This is a genomic window from Streptomyces sp. NPDC028289, assembly GCF_055565975.1.
In genome coordinates, this window is record NZ_JBVHTI010000005.1 from 611,643 (window position 1) to 627,753 (window position 16,111).

The window sequence follows — 16,111 nt, forward strand, 5'->3', positions numbered from 1 at the left end:
GATGGGTGCTCTGCTCTCGCTGGCCTCGGCGGTCTGTCACGGCGTCGTCGACTCCGCCGGCGGGCTGCTGTCCCGCCGGGCGCACTTCGCGGTGGTCACCTTCCTCGGGCAGATCGGCGGGCTGCTGCTGGCGCTGGCGGCCGCGGTCCTGGTGCCCGCAGCGGCGGTCCGCTCGCCGGACGCCTGGTGGGGAGCGTTGTCGGGGGCGGGCAGCGGGACCGCCATGTTCTGCCTCAACCGGGGCCTGGCCCGGGGGGCGATGAGTGTGGTGGTGCCGGTCAGCGCCGTCACGGGAGTCGCGCTGTCCGTACTGTGCGGGGTGTTCTTCCTGGGCGACCGGCCAGTCCTGGCGGCCTGGCTGGGCATCTGTGTCACCGTGGCCGCCGGGACCCCTGGCCGAGGCGGTGGCGATCGGAGCAGGCGCGGCCTTCGCGCTCATCCTCTACCTGCGGGCCGCCCAGCTGCAGATACTGGCCGTGGCCGTCGGTGCTGGCGTCCCTGTACCCGGCGGTCCCCGTCGTTCTCGGCGTCGCGGTCCTGCGGGGGAAGCTCACCCGGGCGCAGGTGACCGGCTTGGCGGGTGCGGCCGCCACGATCGTTCTGCTGACCGTGGGGGAGGGTGAGACCGCGGGGGACACCGGGGTACGGGAAGGAAGCGCGAACGGGACCCCTGGGGTGCGCCGGGGATTGAGCCGGGTGCACCCGGCGAGAGTCCCGCCCGCCTGGGATCAGCCGGTCAGGCGGCTGCGCAGCAGTTCCTTGCCCAGGTCTGCGCCCTTACGGCTGTCAGCCTTCGCCTTGCTGAACAACTCGACCAGTTGCTCGTCCTTCGCCCGCTCGGCGTCCTTGATGTAGGTGTCCAGCCGGAGGGCGTTCTCCAGGCAGCTCTCGACGTACCAGAGCAGGTTGTAGTCCTTGTCCTGGGTTCCGGTGATGCCTCCGGTCTCCGTGGCGCTGGCCATCGTCGCATCACTCCGTTCCGTTGTGTCGAAGCGGGCGCTCGGCCCGCCGGCATTGTCGTCGGACCGCTCGAGTACCCCGGAGGGAGACGACGCACCATGTGGTTCAGTCGGCGGCGGGACCCGTGGGGGCGGCCGCGACTGCCGCTGCGGTCATCTGCCGTGCCGTGGTCACCAGGCCGGCGACCGCGTCGTCGGGAGTCAGGTCACAGAGGTCCATCAGAGCGAACAGCGACTCGGCGCTGATCACGAGGGCGAGGCCTCGTACCAGTTGTTCCGCGTCCGCGCGTCCCGTGGGGCCGCACCTGTCGATCCACGGGGCGAGAGCGTGCTCGATGAGTCCGAAGCGGTGGGCGGGGCGGTCCCTGGCCGTCGAGGGTTTCGCGATCGTCGAGGCGACGACCACCCGGACGGCGCCCTGCCTGCGCAGCACCGCCCGGCCCTGGCTACGCCTCGTGAACGCCCCGTCGGCGGCCAAAGCAGGGCCGCTGGGGGGGCGGCCCTCCTCGCACCGGTTGCGTGGCCGGGGCCGGCCGGTTCGCTCGTGCTGTCCGCGGCCGCCGCGGCCGCCGCGGCCCAGGCGGGCGACGCCGCCATCGGGGTCGCCACGCGGAAATGGACGATGATCGCGGGCGCCTCGCTCCTGACGGTCGTCCACACGGCAACGGCCGTCGCCACCGCGTGAGGACGGCTCACTTTCGAAGCTGAGTCCGGTGAGCGGGGCAGGCACCTGCGACAGCTGCCGCTCACCGCCGCTCGGCGCTCGCGTGGCCGGCCGATTCGGCAGCCGCTTTACGCCGAGGCAAATCCCTTGGGCGGCAGCGAAGTCGGCGCCGTACTCTCCCCGGATGACTACCGTTTCCGTCGAAGATCTCGCACGCGCCTGCACCTCTGTCGGCGACCTGCTCGCCGAGGTCCGCCCCGAGCAGTGGAAGGAGCCGACGCCGTGCACGGAATGGAACGTGCGTGAGGTGGTGGCCCACCTGGTCGACATGGACCTGGTGTTCGCAGCCATGATCGAGGGCGGCCCGATGCCCGAACGCGGAGTGGACCGCCTCGGTGACGACCCGGTCGGCGCCTACCGGTCCTCCAGTGCTGCGCTGCTGGCGGCCTTCTCCGCCCCTGGGGTGCTCGGGCGGAGTTATCGCGGACCCTTGGGGAGCGCCACGGGCGCCGAGCGCTTGCAGATCCGCCTGTACGACCTGCTCGCTCATGGATGGGACCTCGCCCAGGCCGTCCAGATCCCCGCCCGGCTGCCCGAAGACCTTGCCGAGCAGGCTCTGGCGTTCGCGCGGGCCCAGCTCTCCACCCAGCCCCGGGCGGGACGATTCGCCGAGCCGCGACCCCTCGAGGACACCGCTCCGGCCCTTGATCGTCTCGCCGCGTTTCTCGGCCGACCGGTCCCACCGCACCGTGAGCCGTAGCGGCTCGCGGGGGTGTGGGCGCGGCCGTCACGGTGCCTGCGTCTCCTGGGGACGGCCCTCGGTCCGCAGCTCGAACCACATGGTCTTGCCGGTGGCCGTCCGGAGGCTGCCCCAGGCGTCCGCGAGCAGGTCGAGGAGTTCGATGCCCCGGCCGCTCTCCGCGTCCGGGTCGGCGACGCCGCGTGCGGGGCCGGCGGACTCGGTGTCCTCGACCTCGCACAGCAGGCGGGAGCGGCGCAGCTGCAGGTTGAGCCTGAGCGGACCGCGCGTGTGCCGCAGAGCGTTGGTGACCAGTTCGCTGACCAGCAGCTCGGAGGTGTCGGCCAGGTCACCCACCGCCCAGTCGCTGAGCTGCGCGGTCACCAGACGCCGGGCTCGGCGCACGGAGGTCAGTTCCCGCGGCAGGGGCCAGGAGGCGTCCCAGGCGGTGGCGCAGCCACGCGGTGCGTCGAACGGCCGCAGCGGCGCGAGCAGGCGGGACCACAGAGCCCACTGCCGGGCGAGCCGCGTCGATGCGGTGGCGCGGGAGGACCGCCCTCCCCGGTAAAAGGCGATGCGGAAGCCGATGGCCCAGGTGGCCATGGGGATCAGTCCCTTCGCTGGCGACCGGACGGTCCGCCGGTGAACATGCCTGGCATGCGCCGGGCCCTTGCATGTAGCAGTCGCTACGTCTCAAATATAGACGTAATACGCGCTACAGTAAAGACATGCCCAAAGAGTGAATAACGGACAGTCGGCAGTCTTGCCCGCGCACCCAGGAGCCCCGATGCCTCGCCCGCCGGATCCGGCCAAGCGGCGCGACCTTCTCGAGAGGGTCCGCGAGTACGTCATGCGCAACGGCCTCGCGGACCTGTCCCTGCGGCCTCTCGCCAAGGCCCTGGGCACCAGCGACCGCATGCTCCTGTACTACTTCGGCACCAAGGAACGGATGGTCGCCGAGGCCCTCGACATCTACGAGCGTCGGCCCCTCCTGCGCACCCGCGAAGTGCTGCAGGCCATCGGCCCGCCCGCGAGCCCCGCCGAACTGCGCCGCTTCGTGGAGGAGGTGTGGCGGCAGTTCAGCGACCCCGGCGTACGTGCCGCGCTCCCTCTCTACTTCGAGATCATGAGCGCCAGCGTGCTGCACCCCGACCGCTACGGGCCCGTCATGCGCGACATCGTCACCGAGTGGACCCTCCTGTTCACCTCGGTCTTCCGTGACCTCGGCATGTCCCAGGACCGGGCGCGCACCCAGGCCGCCCTCCTGGCCGACGCCTCCCTCGGCCTGCTGGTCGCCCCGCTGGCGGACGGCCACTGGGACCGGGCGCACGAAGCGTTCCGCGCACTGCTCGACAGTCTGGAACCCGGATGGCAGGCCACGGCGTGACGCTCGGGGAGGAGATCAACGCCAGGGCGTGCCGAGGAGCGGACTCCCCGCAACCTGGCCCGGCACCACGATCAGGACCGGCGGTGTGGTGCTGGGCTGGGTGGTGCCCGGCTGGGTGATGCCCGGCCGGCTGGTGCCCGGCTGGGTGGAGGGCTGGTTCGCCGTGCTGCCCGGGGCCTGTGCGGCTCCGGTGGCCCACAGCTGGTCGACACGCGAGCGCTCGGCGGCGTTCGGGTAGCGGTTGGTGCAGGACGGGCCGGGGCCGCCGCCCGACATCAGCTCACTGCACGGCCCGCTGTAGTCGTCGGCCAGACCCAGGACGTGCCCGGTCTCGTGGGTGACGACGCGGACCGAGTCGTACTGCCGGCTCTGCGTGTAGTCGATGAAGATGTAGCCGCCGCCGTGGCCGTTGGTGGAGGCGTAGGACCCGCGTGAGTCGTTGCCCTCGTAGTAGGAGAAGTCGGCGCCGCTCGTCGCCTCCTTGAGCTTGACGTTGGTCTCGGAGCCGTTCCAGATCGCGGCCGCGCTCGATATCTGCGAACGGAAGCTCGGTGCCCGGGAGTCGTCGTAGGTGATGGTCACCGCCTGCCCGGCGGGCTGGGCGGCGCGCTTCTGGGCGACCGACTTGAGTACGGCCTCGAAGAACGCCTTGGTGTTCGCGGCCTCCTCGCCCGACCCGTCGTACCCCGCCACGGTGGTACCGGGGGAAGCGGACGGGGTGGCGGCGGTCCGGGCGCTCGCCGGCGCCGTGCCCAGCACGCCGGAGGCCAGACCCAGGCCGACGGCGAGTGCGAGAGAGAGGGGTCTCGCGGACATTCGGGACGAGTTCATGTGGGGGGCTCCTACTCACTCGGTGACGCCGGGGGCGGTGCGCGGTCGAATCTGCGTGAAAACACCGGTTCCGAACTGCGGCGACGTCCTGTGGGTCGACATTCTTAGAACGGCTCCACAGGGAGCGCAAAGGGCCCTCGCAACTACGTCGCCTCGTAGGTCCCGGGACCTTGTCAGGGCGGCGCGCGGGTCCGGGGTCCGCCTGTCGCGACGGGAGGCGAAGCTGTCGTGCCGTCAGAAGCCTTGCTGTACAGGGCAGTGGGCGTGCCGGTCGGCCGGGCGGGATTCCGGCAGGTGCGTCGGGGTTCACATCCAGGCCAAGACGGACAAATGGCTAAATGTCTTCCATTGTGCGTCTACTAAGTGCGCCGGTTAATTGATGGAACGCTGTGACCGAGGTCATAAAACACGGGCTTCCGTTTATTTCCTGCTTTACCGGGCCTGATTCGCCTCCCCGGCGGGGCATGCTGGCTTCAGTACGGGCCGACCGGGAGGTGCTGGGATGCGGTGGTGGGCCGGGACCTGGGTGGTCGTCGGAACGGCTGCCCTGGTGGCGTGCGGTGCGCCCGCGGGCGGTGGAACGGCGGGAGAGCCGTCCGGCGGTGACCCGGCGGCGCCGTCGGCCGGGCCTTCCGCCTCGGCGCGGACCTGTGCCGCCGGACATGCGGAGGTCACCGTCGCCCCCGGTGAGGCGGTCGGAGGGCGGCTGTGCGTACGGCCCGGGACGGTGGTGTCGCTCGTTCTGGAGCCCCGGACGGACGACCGGAGGTGGACGGGGGTGCGGAGTTCCGCACCGGCCTCGGTCCTGGTGTCCGCATGGCGGGTGGACGGGGACGGCACGGCGCGCGCCTCGCTGCGGTGCGCGGGCACCCGGGGCGGTACCGCCACGGTCACGGCCCTGGCGAAGGCGCCGGACGTGGCGGGCGCGGCCGGTGGCGCGTTCACGCTGGACGTGACCGTGGTGCCGTATCCGCGGGAGGGGTGACCCCGGTGCACCGGCGTACCGGTGTACGGGACCACCCCTCACTGTTCACACGCGGTGGGCGTCAGCGGAGATCGCGGACCTTGATCGTGTAGATGCCGCGGCCGTGGGTGGCCGCGTACAGGGATCCGCCGTCGGGGCTCAGCTTCAGCTGGAGCACGGCGACGGCCGGGAGCGAGCCGACGCGCTGCCACCGCGTGCGGCCCGGCGCCCGGTAGACGACGCCGAGGTCGGTGGCGACGGCGAGGCCGCCGTTCGGGGTGACGACCGCCGAGTCGGTGGGTACGTCGGGGAGGTTCTTCGAAATGTCCTTCCAGGTGGTGCCGCCGTCGGTGGACTCGAAGACATGGCCGACGCCCGCGCCGGGGCCCTCGGTCCAGTGCCGGGAGAAGCCGTTGACGGCGAGGAAGACGTGGTCGGCGTTCTTCGGGTCGATGGCGAAGCCGCTGAGGTAGCGGTTGGGCACGGTGCCGTCCGCCGGCAGGGCGATGTCGTGCCAGCCGGTGCCGTCCTCATTGCCGACGGAGATGCCGCGGGCGAAGCCCTGGTTGTTGCAGGGGCCGCACCAGGCCGCGTAGACCTTGCCGCCCGAGGCGGCCACGGCGGTCGCGGTGCGGCCGGCGCCGAGGTCGTACACGCTGGTCCACTCCGCACCGCTGCGGATGGCGTAGCCGTGGGTCTGCACCCACACGTGGCGGCCGCCTGCGATCCACGTCGAGCTGTTGCTGCCGTCGGCCGCGAGCGGGGCGATGAAGCGCGCCTCGCCGGTGGCGTTGTCGGCCGGCGCCACGTTGTACGACGTGGTCTTGGTGGCGTCGGTGGTCCAGCTGCCGTCGTTCACCGCGCAGTTCTGGGTCACCTGGATCGCGAGGTAGACGTACTCCTGCGCGATGTCGCAGCCGTCGGCGGGGTCGGTGAGGGTGTCGCCGCCGTCGCCGCCGAAGTTCGAGCCCATGACCGTGTCGTCGCTGCGGAGGATCGACTGGCCGTTGTCCTGGAGGCCGCCGGTGACGGAGACGCCGCCGTGGTCCCGGTCCTTGCCGATGCCCACCGAGTAGTACTGCAGGGTGTCGATGGTGCCGTCGTTGAGGGAGGTCCAGTCGGTGGCGTGGCCGGAGGCGTCCTGGGAGCCGTCGACGGGGCGCTTGTAGACGCCGCCGTCGTTGCCGACGTACACGAAGCTCTTGCCGTGGTAGCGGCCGATCGCGACGCCGTGCTGGTCGGAGTGGGTGGTCTGGCTGCAGTCGCCGGTCTGCTTCGCCGGGTCGATGGACCAGCAGGGGAAGGAGAAGTTCCAGTACGGGCCGACGGTGGACCAGGTGGAGCCGCCGTCCTTGGTCTCGTACACCTCCTCCAGACCGGCGTAGACGTGCTCCGCGTTCGCCGGGTCGACGGTGAGGAACTGGTTGTACCAGGCCTGCACGCCCGGCATGTAGCCGCTGGTCGTCAGCGCCGAGCCGTCGGCGGCCAGGCCCTGGTAGTCGGCGATCTTCGTCCAGGGGCCGGTCGGGGCACCGGACTTGGAGACGTAGATGCCCTCCAGGCCGCTGTCCGGGTTGGTGTTCAGCTGCTCCGGCGACTGGTCGATGGCGTAGTAGCGGGAGCCGTCGGCGGAGCGGGCGAAGGTGACGTTGCCGACGTCGTCCGCGTCGGCCGGCAGGTCGCCCAGTCCGCTGGTGATCCGGGTCCAGGTGCCGTCGGCGCCCCTGGTGTAGAAGCCGTTGTAGTCGTCACCGCTGCGCCAGCCGACGGCCAGGACCACCTTGCCGGGGTCCTTGGGGTCGATCGCGATGTCGTTGGCGATGTTCTTGTACGCGGCCGAGGGGTCGCTCGCCAGTGAACCGCCCGGCAGATAGTCGGGGTTGGGCGCGAACTCGAGCTTCCAGGCGCCGGTGAGCTTCTTGGCGGAGTGGCTCCACACGCCCTCGCTGGTGGCCGCCCACACCTTGCCGCCGCCGAAGCGCAGTTCGTGGATGGTGGTGGACTCCAGTTCGTCGCCGCCGACCCGGCTGCGGGCGGAGAAGGTCCCGTGGTGCGGGTCGGAGAGGACGTAGACGCCGCTGCCCAGGTAGGCGTCCGCGTTGGTGGTGGCCTCGCCGGTGCCCAGCCACAGCCGGCCGGAGCCGTCGACGGTGAGCGCGCCGGTGGACTGGGAGGACAGCTTGTCGCTGATGGGCTGCCAGCGCCCGCCGCCGGTGCGCGAGCGCCACACGCCGCCGCCCGCGCTGCCCGCGTACACGTACCCGTCGTCGTCCGCGGCGATCGCGGCCATGCGGCCGGTGACGTCGCCGGAGCCGCCGCTGGAGTTGGAGTCGATGTCGCGGTAGCGGGAGTCGTCGGAGTTGTACGGAAGGTCGGTGATGTTGCGCCAACGGCCCTTGGTGCTCAACAGGTTCGTGAGGCCGGTCCAGGCGGCGCCGTACGCGCCGGGGGCGACGATGCCGGGCGAGGTGCGGGCCTCGGCGTACTGGTCCGCGCCCTCGGCGATCTCGTCGGCCTCGTTGCCGTCGTCGTCGTCCGCGGCCGTGGCCTTGGGGCTGATCGCGCCCACCGACTGCTGCCGGGCGGCGGCGAGTTGGGCGAGCGCGCGGGCTCCGAACGGGCTGCCGTTCCCGCCGGGCGTGGCGCCCGCGGGTATCGCGACGAGTGCGGCGGATGCGGTGATGGCCCAGATCGTGAGCCACCGTCTCTTGCGGGTTGATGCTGACACCAGATACTCCCCAGCGGGCGGTTGTTACAGCCGACACACAGCACCCGACCACCGGCGGCGGGGGGCATCCGGTATTTGGACAACTATTGACCAGAACCTGTCATTCTTGGCTCCTGTGCCCGGACCCCGCAGGCCTTTCCGGTACGTACGGTCCGGGAGCCCGGCGCCCACCGCGGTGCCGTTCCCGACCGGCACGCGGCGCGATCCTCACATGGCGCGCAGGCCCCGGTCGGTGAAGGTGATCAGCCACTCGAAGCTCTCGTCGATGTCGGAGCTCCACTGGAAGCCGTTGTCCGCCTGCAGCGTCGCGAAGCCGTGGCAGAGGCTGCGGAGCGTGCGCAGGGCGTGGTCCGCGTCGGACTCCCGGATCCGGTAGTCGCGCAGGACGGCCATGAAGGCGTCGAGCAGCCGCTGTCCCGCGACGGCGAGGGGATCGTCGGGGCCGGACGGTTCCATGCCGATCGTCGCCGCGTACCGGCCGGGGTGCGCCAGGACGAAGGCGCGGAAGGCGCGGGCCGCGGCCGCCAGGGCGTCGCGGCCCGCGTGCCCCCGGACCGCTCCGCCGACGGCGTCGGCGGCCTCGCCCAACGCCTGGGCCGCGATACGCCGGTTGAGGTCGTCCTGGCCGCCGACGTGCTTGTACAGGGACGGGGTGCGGACGCCCACCCGTTCGGCCAGCAGGCCCATCGTCAGGTTGGTGAAGCCCACTTCGTCGGCGAGGGCGGCACCGGCCGCGACGACGGCCGCCGGGTCCAGGCCGGCCCTAGGCACGGGCGGCGGCCGAGCGGAGGAACGGGAGCATGAGCGAAACCACCTGGTCGGGGAACTGGTCGTGCGGGTAGTGCCCGGCGCCGTCGACCATCTCAAGGCTGCCGAGACCGGAGGGCAGGGCGTCGACGATCGCCGTCCCTTCGGCGTGCGGGTCGGCCCAGTCGGGGTCGAGCGTGCCCATCACGACCAGCACCGGGCAGCGGACGTTGCCGAGCTGCGCGCCGGCGTCGGTGGGGGCCGTGCGGCCCATGCCCTGCAGGGCCTTCATCCGGCCGGGCTCGCGCAGCAGGGCGTCGATGCGGCCGAGGCGGCCGGCCCAGTCGGCCGGCTTCACACCGGGGTAGGCGACGTCGAGGTACGAACGCCAGAGCGGCATGCTGCCCAACACGCCCGCGCCGAGCAGCCGCAGCATGCCCCGCCGGAAACGCCCGACCCGCAGGTCGCCGAGGCGGATCGACTGCTTGCGGGTGAACGGCGCCAGCTCGACGACGGCGGTGATCAGCGAGGGTTCCTGCGCCGCGGCGACGGTGGCGGCGCCGCCCGAGATCGAGTGGCCCACGAGCACGGCAGGACCGCCCAGGTGGCGGATGACGGCGAGCAGGTCACCGGCGATGGCGGTGCGGCTCCAGGCCGGCCAGTCGGCGCTGGACTCGCCGCAGCCGCGCAGATCGACCGAGGCGACCCGGTAGCCGGCCGCCACCAGGTGAGGGACCACGGCACGGTAGGCGGCCCGGCTGTCGCCCATGCCGTGCGCGAGGACGACCAGCGGGCCGGACCCCGTCACCTCGTAGGCGATCGTGCCGCCGTCGACGGCAAGGTGCTCGGTCATCGCGTCCTCCAGGGGGCTAACGGTGTTAGCCATAAGCTAATCCCGTTAGCCAACGGTGTCAACGGAGGACGGCGCCCGCTCGCCGCGGACCTCGGCCGCCGAGGACTGACCGTCGCCGGGGCGGCTACCAGGAGAGGGCGTCCCGCGCGTTGTCCTGCCAGTACGTGACGGTGGCGGCGCTGTTGAAGAAGACACCGCCCTTCGGCAGCTTCAGGGTCTTCTCCTTGCCGGCCGCGTTGCCCTTCCGGTCCGCGAAGAACACGCCCAGCGTCTTCTCCTTGGCGCCCCCTTCGCCCTCGGGGGTGGACGTCGTGATGCCCGCGTACGCGGACCGGCCGGGCTTCAGCGTCACCACGGACTGCGGCGTGGTCTCCTCGGCCCACGCCACCGGGGCCTGGGCGTCGGCGCCGGCCCTCAGGAAGGGGGCGATGTAGGCGTAGCAGGGCTTGCTGCCGGTGTTGGTGGCCTTGAGCAGCAGGTGGTTGACGGGACGGGACACCTCGGTGACGGTCAGCTTGGTGTTCGCGGTGGTGCAGGTGACGACCGAGGGAGCCTTGGCGGTGGCGGCCGAGGCGGTCTGCGCGGTGGCCTGCAGACCGAGGAGCGCGAGGGCGGCGGCGACGACCATGGAGGAGGCGGCCGCGCGGGAGACGGAGCGGGTGACGATACGCATGAGTGGGCTGCTTTCTCTGGACATACGGAGGGACTTGGGTCGAGCGAGGACGGCCACCGAATCGGTCGGGCGCCGTGCTCCGACGACCCAAGGCTGTGCCGGGCCGCGTCCCATCCGCCATTCCCGCCGGGGGTTTCGGGATGCTGGAACGCCCGTACCGGCTCTGAACTGCGAGGACGCGGCCTGCTTGGGATGCCGGATGGAACGACGGACGGTGCGGGCCGGTCGACGCGACGGGAACTGTGGCGGGCGCCCTCGCTGGACGAGCACTGCACGCCGACGGCGCTGGGCGGCGCCCCCTGCGCCCTGTGCTCGGCGGGCGCCGAGGCGGGGCAGGCCCCGGTCGGGCTGATGAGGCCCGGAAACCGGGCAGGTCAGACGGATACCGCTGGCCCGTCCGCTGACCGGTGCGGCCGCCCTGGTGGACGGCGTCGTCTGCTTCGTGCGGTCGGACGGGACGGTCACCGCGGTGTCAGCGGCGTACAAGCGGGTCTGCTTCGCCAACCGATTCGGCCGTCTGCCGGCACTGGACAGCCGCACCGGCGCGGAGGTCTGGCGCACCTCCGCACTGGACGACCCCGGGGACAGGGCGCAGAGCTACCCGCCGCGAGTGCTGCTCGTCGAGGACGCGATCGTGGCGACGGCCGGCGACACGGCCTTCTCCCGGAGCCCGGGCAGGCCGTGAGCGATCCGCGCTGCCCGATCGCCTCATGAAGCAGGAGACGGCGGGTAAGCGAAGTCGTACGGCGGCGAGAGCCTGTGACGAGACGAAGAGGACGCCTACGGAAGGAGTTCCATGGTCACCCCGCTGAAGAACCGGGCTTCGGACGGACCGGAACCCGGGGCGCCCCTGCGGTACAGCGCCGCCTGGGACGCCGCGGACACGCCGGTCTCCGACGCCCGGGTCGCCGTCCGCGCGCTGCTGGCCCGGGCCGGCCACCACCCGGACCACCGGCCGAGCCAGGACGCCCAGCTCGTCGTCAGCGAACTGGTCACCAACGCGGTCCGCCACGCACCCGGCCCGGTCGGCCTGGCCCTGGAGGTGTCACCCGACGCGGGCCTGCTGCGCATCACCGTGAGCGACACCTCCCCCCGTACGCCCGAACCGCGCGCCCACGACGCCCGCCGCGTCGGGGGACACGGCCTGTATCTGGTCACCCGGCTGTGCGGCAGGCTGCACACCGTCGCGCAGGAGACCGGCAAGCACGTCGTCGCCCACCTCCCCCTGCGCAGGCCGGCCGTTCCCGAGCCGTAGAGCCCGGGAGCTCAGGTCAGCATGCCTTCGCGCAGGCGGGCGAGGGCGCGGGACAGGAGCCGGGAGACGTGCATCTGGGAGACGCCCAGGCGTTCGCCGATCTGGGCCTGGGTGAGTTCCTCCACGAACCGCAGGTGGATGATCTGCCGGTCGCGCTCGGCGAGCCCGGCGACCAGCGGGGCCAGGGTGTGGAAGTCCTCCACCAGTTCCAGCGCGCCGTCCTCGGCGCCGATGAAGTCCTGCAGGGCGCTCTCGCCGTCCTCGCTGCCGTTGATCGCGGCGTCCAGGGAGGAGGAGTTGTAGCCGTTGGCGGCCAGGCGCGCCTCGCGCACCTCGTCCTCGGGCAGGCTCATCAGGTCGGAGAGTTCCCTGACCGTGGGGGTACGGCCGAGCCGGCTGCGGAGCTCCTCGGTGGCGCGGGCGAGCTGGACGCGGGCCTCCTGGAGCCGGCGCGGGACGTGCACGGCCCAGGTGGTGTCGCGGAAGAACCGCTTGATCTCGCCCACGATGTACGGCACGGCGAAGGAGGTGAACTCGACCTCGCGGGAGAGCTCGAAGCGGTCGATCGCCTTGATCAGGCCGATCATGCCGACCTGGACGATGTCCTCCATCTCCTCCGGTTCGCGGCTGCGGAACCGGCCGGCCGCGAACCGGACCAGCGACATGTTCATCTCGATCAGCGTGTTGCGCGCGTACTGGTGCTCGGGCGTGCCCTCCTCCAGGACCGCCAGCTGCGCGAAGAACAGCTTCGACAGCTCCCGCGCGTCCTGCGGTGCGACCTTGGAAGGGTCCTCGATCTCCGGAACGTCCACCGTCTGCCCGACGGTCCGCACGGTCGTCGTCCGCATGATGCGCCCTCCCAGTCGATCGCTCTCGTCCGCGCCGGTCCGTGGCCGGCATGCACGCGCCTACCCCGGCTGCCGACCGGCATTCCTGCAGCCGCCGGCAGTCCCCGCCCGGCCCGCCGCTCAGGCGCCTGGTGTCCGGCCCGCCCTGTCCGCCCGGCACCTGTCGTCCCTGTGGCACCGATCACACCATGGCGGGCGTCGGGCGGGCCCAGGACGGGCCCAGGACGGGGCCAGGACGGGGCGCCCTCGGTCCCGTCGTCGGGTCCGCGCCGGGTTTCAACCCGATCGCCGTTCGCCGTCACCGGCCCGAGACGGGCTGGGCGAGGGCGCGCCGCCTGCGGGGGCGGGGCATCCGCACCTGTATGCGCGCGACGCTCGACAACCACCCGGGACGGCGCGGCAGGAGGGCGGCTGGAACGTCGTACGGGGCGAGGACTGACCGTCGGCCCCCGGACACCCGCGCGCGGCCCGCTCACTCGGTGGTGTGAACTTGCCCCCGTGCGCCCTTAGTTGCTGCTGGAGCTGCGGTTTTGTGGTGGTGTGTCCGGCCTAGACTCCGGGCCCATGTCGCTCTGGCTGCTCAACCACTTCAGTACCCTCACACTGGCCGTCGTCACCGTCGGCGGCACCGTTGCCCTGGCGGTCGCCGGCAGTGTGCTGCTGCGGCGCAGGTATCCGTCGGTGGCCGGCGGGGAGCACAACGACATGGTCGGTGTGACGCTGGGGATGTTCGGCGCCATCTACGGGATCATCCTCGCGTTCGTGATCGTCACGCTGTGGACGCAGCTGGAGGACACCCAGACCATCGTCGCCGCCGAGGCCACCGACGCGGCGCTCATCACCCGTGACGCCGCCGCGTTCCCGGCGGCGGTGCGGTCCCGGCTCGACTCCGCCATGAGCGGCTACGTCCACGCGGTCGTCGAGGACCAGTGGCCGCGGATGCGCGCGGGGCACCCCAGCTACGGGGCCACGGAGACCCATCTCCGGTCCGCCTTCCAGGTGTTGCAGACGTACGACCCGAAGTCCGAGCAGGAGCAGGTCTTCTACGAGCAGACCGTCAGCCATCTCGACGACGTCGCCTCCCAGCGGCGTGCCCGCATCACCATGGCCCGCCAGGAGCTGCCCCCGCTGCTGCAGGTTCTGGCCGTCGGAGGCGCCCTGGTCCTGGTCCCCCTCACGTTCCTGTTCGGCATGCGCAAGCTGAGAGTCCAGATCCTCTTCGTCGCCTCGGTCGCCGGGCTCGTCGGCTTCAGCCTGCTCCTGGTCTTCGTCCTGGACCGCCCCTTCTCCGGTGACCTCAGCGTCAGCCCGGCGCCGTACCGGGAAGGAGCCCTCGCCCAGTACTGGACCCGGTGAGCGGGGGTGAGCAACCCGCGTTCCGGCCGCCACGGTGCGTGCCGGAGCGCGGGCGAGCCGGGCCCGGGCCCCGCCCGACGAGCCGGAGCAGGGGCCCCGGCATACGCTGATCCAGGGGGGTGCATTCGGGTGAACCGCACGCCGGAAGGGGCGCCCCGATGGACGACTACCCGCTGATCGAGAACCACGGGCTGATCGGCGATCTGCAGACCGCGGCGCTGGTGACCACCGAGGGGGCGATCGACTGGTTCTGCTCCCCGCGGTTCGACTCGCCCAGCGTGTTCGGGGCGCTCCTGGACAAGGAGAACGGCGGCCACTGCACGGTCCGGCCGGCCCACCGGGCCCATGCGACCAAGCAGTTGTACCTGCCCGACACCGCGATCCTGGTGACCCGGTTCATGACCGAGGCGGGCGCCGGCGAGGTCATCGACTTCATGCCCGTGACCGGTACGACGGCCACCGACCGGCACCGGCTGGTCCGCCTGGTCCGCTGTGTGCGCGGCACCATGACCTTCGACGTGGAGGTCGCCCCGCGGTTCGACTACGGGCTCATGAAACACGAGGTGCACATCACCCAGCACGGAGCGGTCTTCGTCGCGGAGGACGGCACGGAGCTCACCGTGCACCCCGTCCGGGAGCCGGAGGACGAGCGGCTCACGGAGATCATGACGCACCGGGACGCCGACGTGCAGGTCTCGCTGACCCTGGCGGCGGGCGAGCAGCGCGGGCTGATCCTGGAGATGGGCGCCGAGGGACCGCCCAGGGAGGTCCGCCGCGAGGAACACGAGCGGATCTTCGACGAGACGGCGGTCTTCTGGCGCAACTGGCTGGCCCAGTCCCGCTACACCGGGCGCTGGCGGGAGGTGGTGGAGCGGTCCGCGATCACGCTGAAGCTCATGACCTTCGCGCCGAGCGGCGCCCTGGTGGCCGCTCCCACGGCGGCGCTCCCGGAGCAACTGGGCGGTGAGCGCAACTGGGACTACCGCTTCACCTGGATCCGGGACGCCTCCTTCTCCGTCTACGCCCTGCTGGGACTGGGCTTCACGGAGGAGGCCAGGGCGTTCATCGTCTGGCTGGGCAACCGGGTCAAGGAGCGGGCGGGCAGGCACGGGGACACCGGCCCGCTGAACATCATGTACAAGGTGGACGGCTCCTCCGACCTGAACGAGCAGATCCTCGACCACTGGGAGGGCTACGCGGGCTCCGCCCCGGTCCGGATCGGCAACGGCGCCGCCACCCAGCTCCAGCTGGACATCTACGGCGAGGCGCTGGACAGCATCTACTTCGCCCACCGGCACGGCTTCACGGTCGGGCACGGGGGCTGGACCTCGCTGCGGACGGACCTGGAGTGGCTGGCCGACCACTGGGACCGGGCGGAGGAGGGGATCTGGGAGACCCGCGGCGGCCGCCAGGACTTCACGTACGGCCGGGTGATGTCGTGGCTGGCGTTCGACCGGGCGCTGCGCCTCGCCGAGGCGACGGGGTGGCCGTCCGCGGCCGACCGCTGGAGGGTCGAGCGGGACGCCGTCTACGAGCAGGTCATGGCCAAGGGCTGGAGCGAGAAGCGGCAGGCCTTCGTCCAGCACTACGGCAGCGAGGTCCTGGACTCCTCGCTGTTGCGCATGGCGACGGTCGGGTTCATCACCCCCGGGGATCCGATGTGGACGGCCACCCTGGACGCCATGGAGGAGGAGCTGGTCAGCGACAGCCTGGTCTACCGGTACAACCCCAGTGCCTCGCCGGACGGTCTGCGCGGCTCGGAGGGCACCTTCTCGCTGTGCACGTTCATGTACGTCGACGCGTTGGCTCGGGCGGGCCGGACCGACCGGGCTCGGCTGGTGTTCGAGAAGATGATGGGGTACGCCAACCATCTGGGCCTGTACTCCGAGGAGATCGACCCGACGGGTCGCCAACTCGGCAACTTCCCGCAGGCGTTCACGCATCTCGCGCTCATCGACTCGGCGATCACCTTGAACGAGGCGTTGGACGCGCGCTGAGCATGCCGAACGAATTCGTCTCCGGTGCAGCGGCGCGCCGTCGGGGGCGCTGGGGGTACCCCCGGCCGGAGGCTGGTGGAGGAACTGCGCGACCAGCCACGATGGCGCCG

At 71.8% G+C, this 16,111-nt stretch carries 17 protein-coding genes and 1 pseudogene; 9 read left to right on the plus strand and 9 right to left on the minus strand.

From position 1 onward, the window contains the following. The first annotated feature begins 1 nt into the window (after nucleotide 1). Complete coding sequence (locus ACZ4UV_RS27575) at nucleotides 2–568, plus strand: EamA family transporter (RefSeq protein ID WP_451022873.1); 567 nt, start codon at nucleotides 2–4, stop codon at nucleotides 566–568. Nucleotides 569–728: 160 nt separating this feature from the next. Here the strand turns inward: ACZ4UV_RS27575 and ACZ4UV_RS27580 are convergent, their stop codons facing one another. Next, nucleotides 729–962, minus strand: a complete 234-nt coding sequence (locus tag ACZ4UV_RS27580; protein ID WP_451022874.1) for a hypothetical protein — start codon at nucleotides 960–962, stop codon at nucleotides 729–731. Nucleotides 963–1,065: 103 nt separating this feature from the next. Then, nucleotides 1,066–1,392: a hypothetical protein gene (locus tag ACZ4UV_RS27585; protein WP_467841434.1), complete on the minus strand. Its 327-nt coding sequence runs from the start codon at nucleotides 1,390–1,392 to the stop codon at nucleotides 1,066–1,068. A 111-nt stretch (nucleotides 1,393–1,503) separates the two neighbouring features. On the opposite strand from ACZ4UV_RS27585, the gene ACZ4UV_RS27590 reads away from it, so the two are divergent. Both ACZ4UV_RS27590 and ACZ4UV_RS27595 read left to right on the plus strand, forming a co-directional pair. Next, the gene (locus ACZ4UV_RS27590; RefSeq protein ID WP_467841437.1) at nucleotides 1,504–1,644 is read left to right on the plus strand and encodes a hypothetical protein; all 141 of its coding nucleotides are present in this window, start codon (nucleotides 1,504–1,506) and stop codon (nucleotides 1,642–1,644) included. Nucleotides 1,645–1,807: 163 nt separating this feature from the next. Further along, nucleotides 1,808–2,383: a TIGR03086 family metal-binding protein gene (locus ACZ4UV_RS27595; RefSeq protein WP_451017643.1), complete on the plus strand. Its 576-nt coding sequence runs from the start codon at nucleotides 1,808–1,810 to the stop codon at nucleotides 2,381–2,383. A 27-nt stretch (nucleotides 2,384–2,410) separates the two neighbouring features. On the opposite strand, the gene ACZ4UV_RS27600 is transcribed toward ACZ4UV_RS27595, so the two are convergent. Next, nucleotides 2,411–2,965: an ATP-binding protein gene (locus ACZ4UV_RS27600; protein WP_451017642.1), complete on the minus strand. Its 555-nt coding sequence runs from the start codon at nucleotides 2,963–2,965 to the stop codon at nucleotides 2,411–2,413. A 184-nt stretch (nucleotides 2,966–3,149) separates the two neighbouring features. Here ACZ4UV_RS27600 and ACZ4UV_RS27605 point away from each other — a divergent pair, with 184 nt between their 5' ends. Beyond that, nucleotides 3,150–3,749, plus strand: a complete 600-nt coding sequence (locus ACZ4UV_RS27605) for a TetR/AcrR family transcriptional regulator (protein ID WP_451017641.1) — start codon at nucleotides 3,150–3,152, stop codon at nucleotides 3,747–3,749. Nucleotides 3,750–3,935: 186 nt separating this feature from the next. Here ACZ4UV_RS27605 and snpA read toward each other — a convergent pair. Next, a pseudogene (snpA, locus tag ACZ4UV_RS27610) lies at nucleotides 3,936–4,565 on the minus strand (snapalysin); the annotation flags it as partial. Between the two features lie 517 nt (nucleotides 4,566–5,082). Here snpA and ACZ4UV_RS27615 point away from each other — a divergent pair. Next, complete coding sequence (locus ACZ4UV_RS27615; RefSeq protein WP_467841441.1) at nucleotides 5,083–5,565, plus strand: hypothetical protein; 483 nt, start codon at nucleotides 5,083–5,085, stop codon at nucleotides 5,563–5,565. 61 nt (nucleotides 5,566–5,626) lie between these two features. On the opposite strand, the gene ACZ4UV_RS27620 is transcribed toward ACZ4UV_RS27615, so the two are convergent. The 4 genes from ACZ4UV_RS27620 to ACZ4UV_RS27635 form a co-directional block, all read right to left on the minus strand. Continuing rightward, on the minus strand, nucleotides 5,627–8,272 hold the full coding sequence (locus ACZ4UV_RS27620; RefSeq protein ID WP_467841444.1) for a beta propeller repeat protein: 2,646 nt from the start codon (nucleotides 8,270–8,272) through the stop codon (nucleotides 5,627–5,629). Between the two features lie 207 nt (nucleotides 8,273–8,479). Next, nucleotides 8,480–9,043 carry a TetR/AcrR family transcriptional regulator gene (locus tag ACZ4UV_RS27625; protein WP_467841447.1) on the minus strand — a complete coding sequence of 188 codons (564 nt, stop codon included), beginning with the start codon at nucleotides 9,041–9,043 and terminating at the stop codon, nucleotides 8,480–8,482. Continuing rightward, nucleotides 9,036–9,872 (minus strand): alpha/beta fold hydrolase, encoded by an 837-nt coding sequence (locus ACZ4UV_RS27630; protein ID WP_451017648.1) that lies wholly within the window; start codon nucleotides 9,870–9,872, stop codon nucleotides 9,036–9,038. Before ACZ4UV_RS27630 ends, ACZ4UV_RS27625 begins: the two co-directional genes overlap by 8 nt. 124 nt (nucleotides 9,873–9,996) lie before the next feature. Continuing rightward, nucleotides 9,997–10,545: a DUF4232 domain-containing protein gene (locus ACZ4UV_RS27635; protein ID WP_451017637.1), complete on the minus strand. Its 549-nt coding sequence runs from the start codon at nucleotides 10,543–10,545 to the stop codon at nucleotides 9,997–9,999. Nucleotides 10,546–10,966: 421 nt separating this feature from the next. Between ACZ4UV_RS27635 and ACZ4UV_RS27640 the strand changes: the two genes are divergently transcribed. Both ACZ4UV_RS27640 and ACZ4UV_RS27645 read left to right on the plus strand, forming a co-directional pair. Further along, nucleotides 10,967–11,230 carry a hypothetical protein gene (locus tag ACZ4UV_RS27640; RefSeq protein WP_451017636.1) on the plus strand — a complete coding sequence of 88 codons (264 nt, stop codon included), beginning with the start codon at nucleotides 10,967–10,969 and terminating at the stop codon, nucleotides 11,228–11,230. Nucleotides 11,231–11,341: 111 nt separating this feature from the next. Continuing rightward, the gene (locus tag ACZ4UV_RS27645) at nucleotides 11,342–11,800 is read left to right on the plus strand and encodes an ATP-binding protein (protein ID WP_451017635.1); all 459 of its coding nucleotides are present in this window, start codon (nucleotides 11,342–11,344) and stop codon (nucleotides 11,798–11,800) included. Between the two features lie 11 nt (nucleotides 11,801–11,811). On the opposite strand, the gene ACZ4UV_RS27650 is transcribed toward ACZ4UV_RS27645, so the two are convergent. Continuing rightward, the gene (locus tag ACZ4UV_RS27650; protein ID WP_451017634.1) at nucleotides 11,812–12,648 is read right to left on the minus strand and encodes an RNA polymerase sigma factor SigF; all 837 of its coding nucleotides are present in this window, start codon (nucleotides 12,646–12,648) and stop codon (nucleotides 11,812–11,814) included. Nucleotides 12,649–13,212: 564 nt separating this feature from the next. On the opposite strand from ACZ4UV_RS27650, the gene ACZ4UV_RS27655 reads away from it, so the two are divergent. Further along, nucleotides 13,213–14,004 (plus strand): bestrophin-like domain, encoded by a 792-nt coding sequence (locus ACZ4UV_RS27655; RefSeq protein ID WP_390048747.1) that lies wholly within the window; start codon nucleotides 13,213–13,215, stop codon nucleotides 14,002–14,004. Between the two features lie 158 nt (nucleotides 14,005–14,162). Continuing rightward, nucleotides 14,163–16,001, plus strand: a complete 1,839-nt coding sequence (locus ACZ4UV_RS27660; RefSeq protein WP_451017633.1) for a glycoside hydrolase family 15 protein — start codon at nucleotides 14,163–14,165, stop codon at nucleotides 15,999–16,001. The last annotated feature ends 110 nt before the right edge of the window (nucleotides 16,002–16,111 follow it).

Bases quoted from the DNA above. Each gene is read 5' to 3' on its own strand.
- ACZ4UV_RS27575 (WP_451022873.1), top strand. From the start codon at position 2: ATGGGTGCTCTGCTCTCGCTGGCCTCGGCGGTCTGTCACGGCGTCGTC.
- ACZ4UV_RS27580 (WP_451022874.1), bottom strand. From the start codon at position 962: ATGGCCAGCGCCACGGAGACCGGAGGCATCACCGGAACCCAGGACAAG.
- ACZ4UV_RS27595 (WP_451017643.1), top strand. From the start codon at position 1,808: ATGACTACCGTTTCCGTCGAAGATCTCGCACGCGCCTGCACCTCTGTC.
- ACZ4UV_RS27600 (WP_451017642.1), bottom strand. From the start codon at position 2,965: ATGGCCACCTGGGCCATCGGCTTCCGCATCGCCTTTTACCGGGGAGGG.
- ACZ4UV_RS27605 (WP_451017641.1), top strand. From the start codon at position 3,150: ATGCCTCGCCCGCCGGATCCGGCCAAGCGGCGCGACCTTCTCGAGAGG.
- ACZ4UV_RS27615 (WP_467841441.1), top strand. From the start codon at position 5,083: ATGCGGTGGTGGGCCGGGACCTGGGTGGTCGTCGGAACGGCTGCCCTG.
- ACZ4UV_RS27630 (WP_451017648.1), bottom strand. From the start codon at position 9,872: ATGACCGAGCACCTTGCCGTCGACGGCGGCACGATCGCCTACGAGGTG.
- ACZ4UV_RS27635 (WP_451017637.1), bottom strand. From the start codon at position 10,545: ATGCGTATCGTCACCCGCTCCGTCTCCCGCGCGGCCGCCTCCTCCATG.
- ACZ4UV_RS27645 (WP_451017635.1), top strand. From the start codon at position 11,342: ATGGTCACCCCGCTGAAGAACCGGGCTTCGGACGGACCGGAACCCGGG.
- ACZ4UV_RS27650 (WP_451017634.1), bottom strand. From the start codon at position 12,648: ATGCGGACGACGACCGTGCGGACCGTCGGGCAGACGGTGGACGTTCCG.
- ACZ4UV_RS27655 (WP_390048747.1), top strand. From the start codon at position 13,213: ATGTCGCTCTGGCTGCTCAACCACTTCAGTACCCTCACACTGGCCGTC.
- ACZ4UV_RS27660 (WP_451017633.1), top strand. From the start codon at position 14,163: ATGGACGACTACCCGCTGATCGAGAACCACGGGCTGATCGGCGATCTG.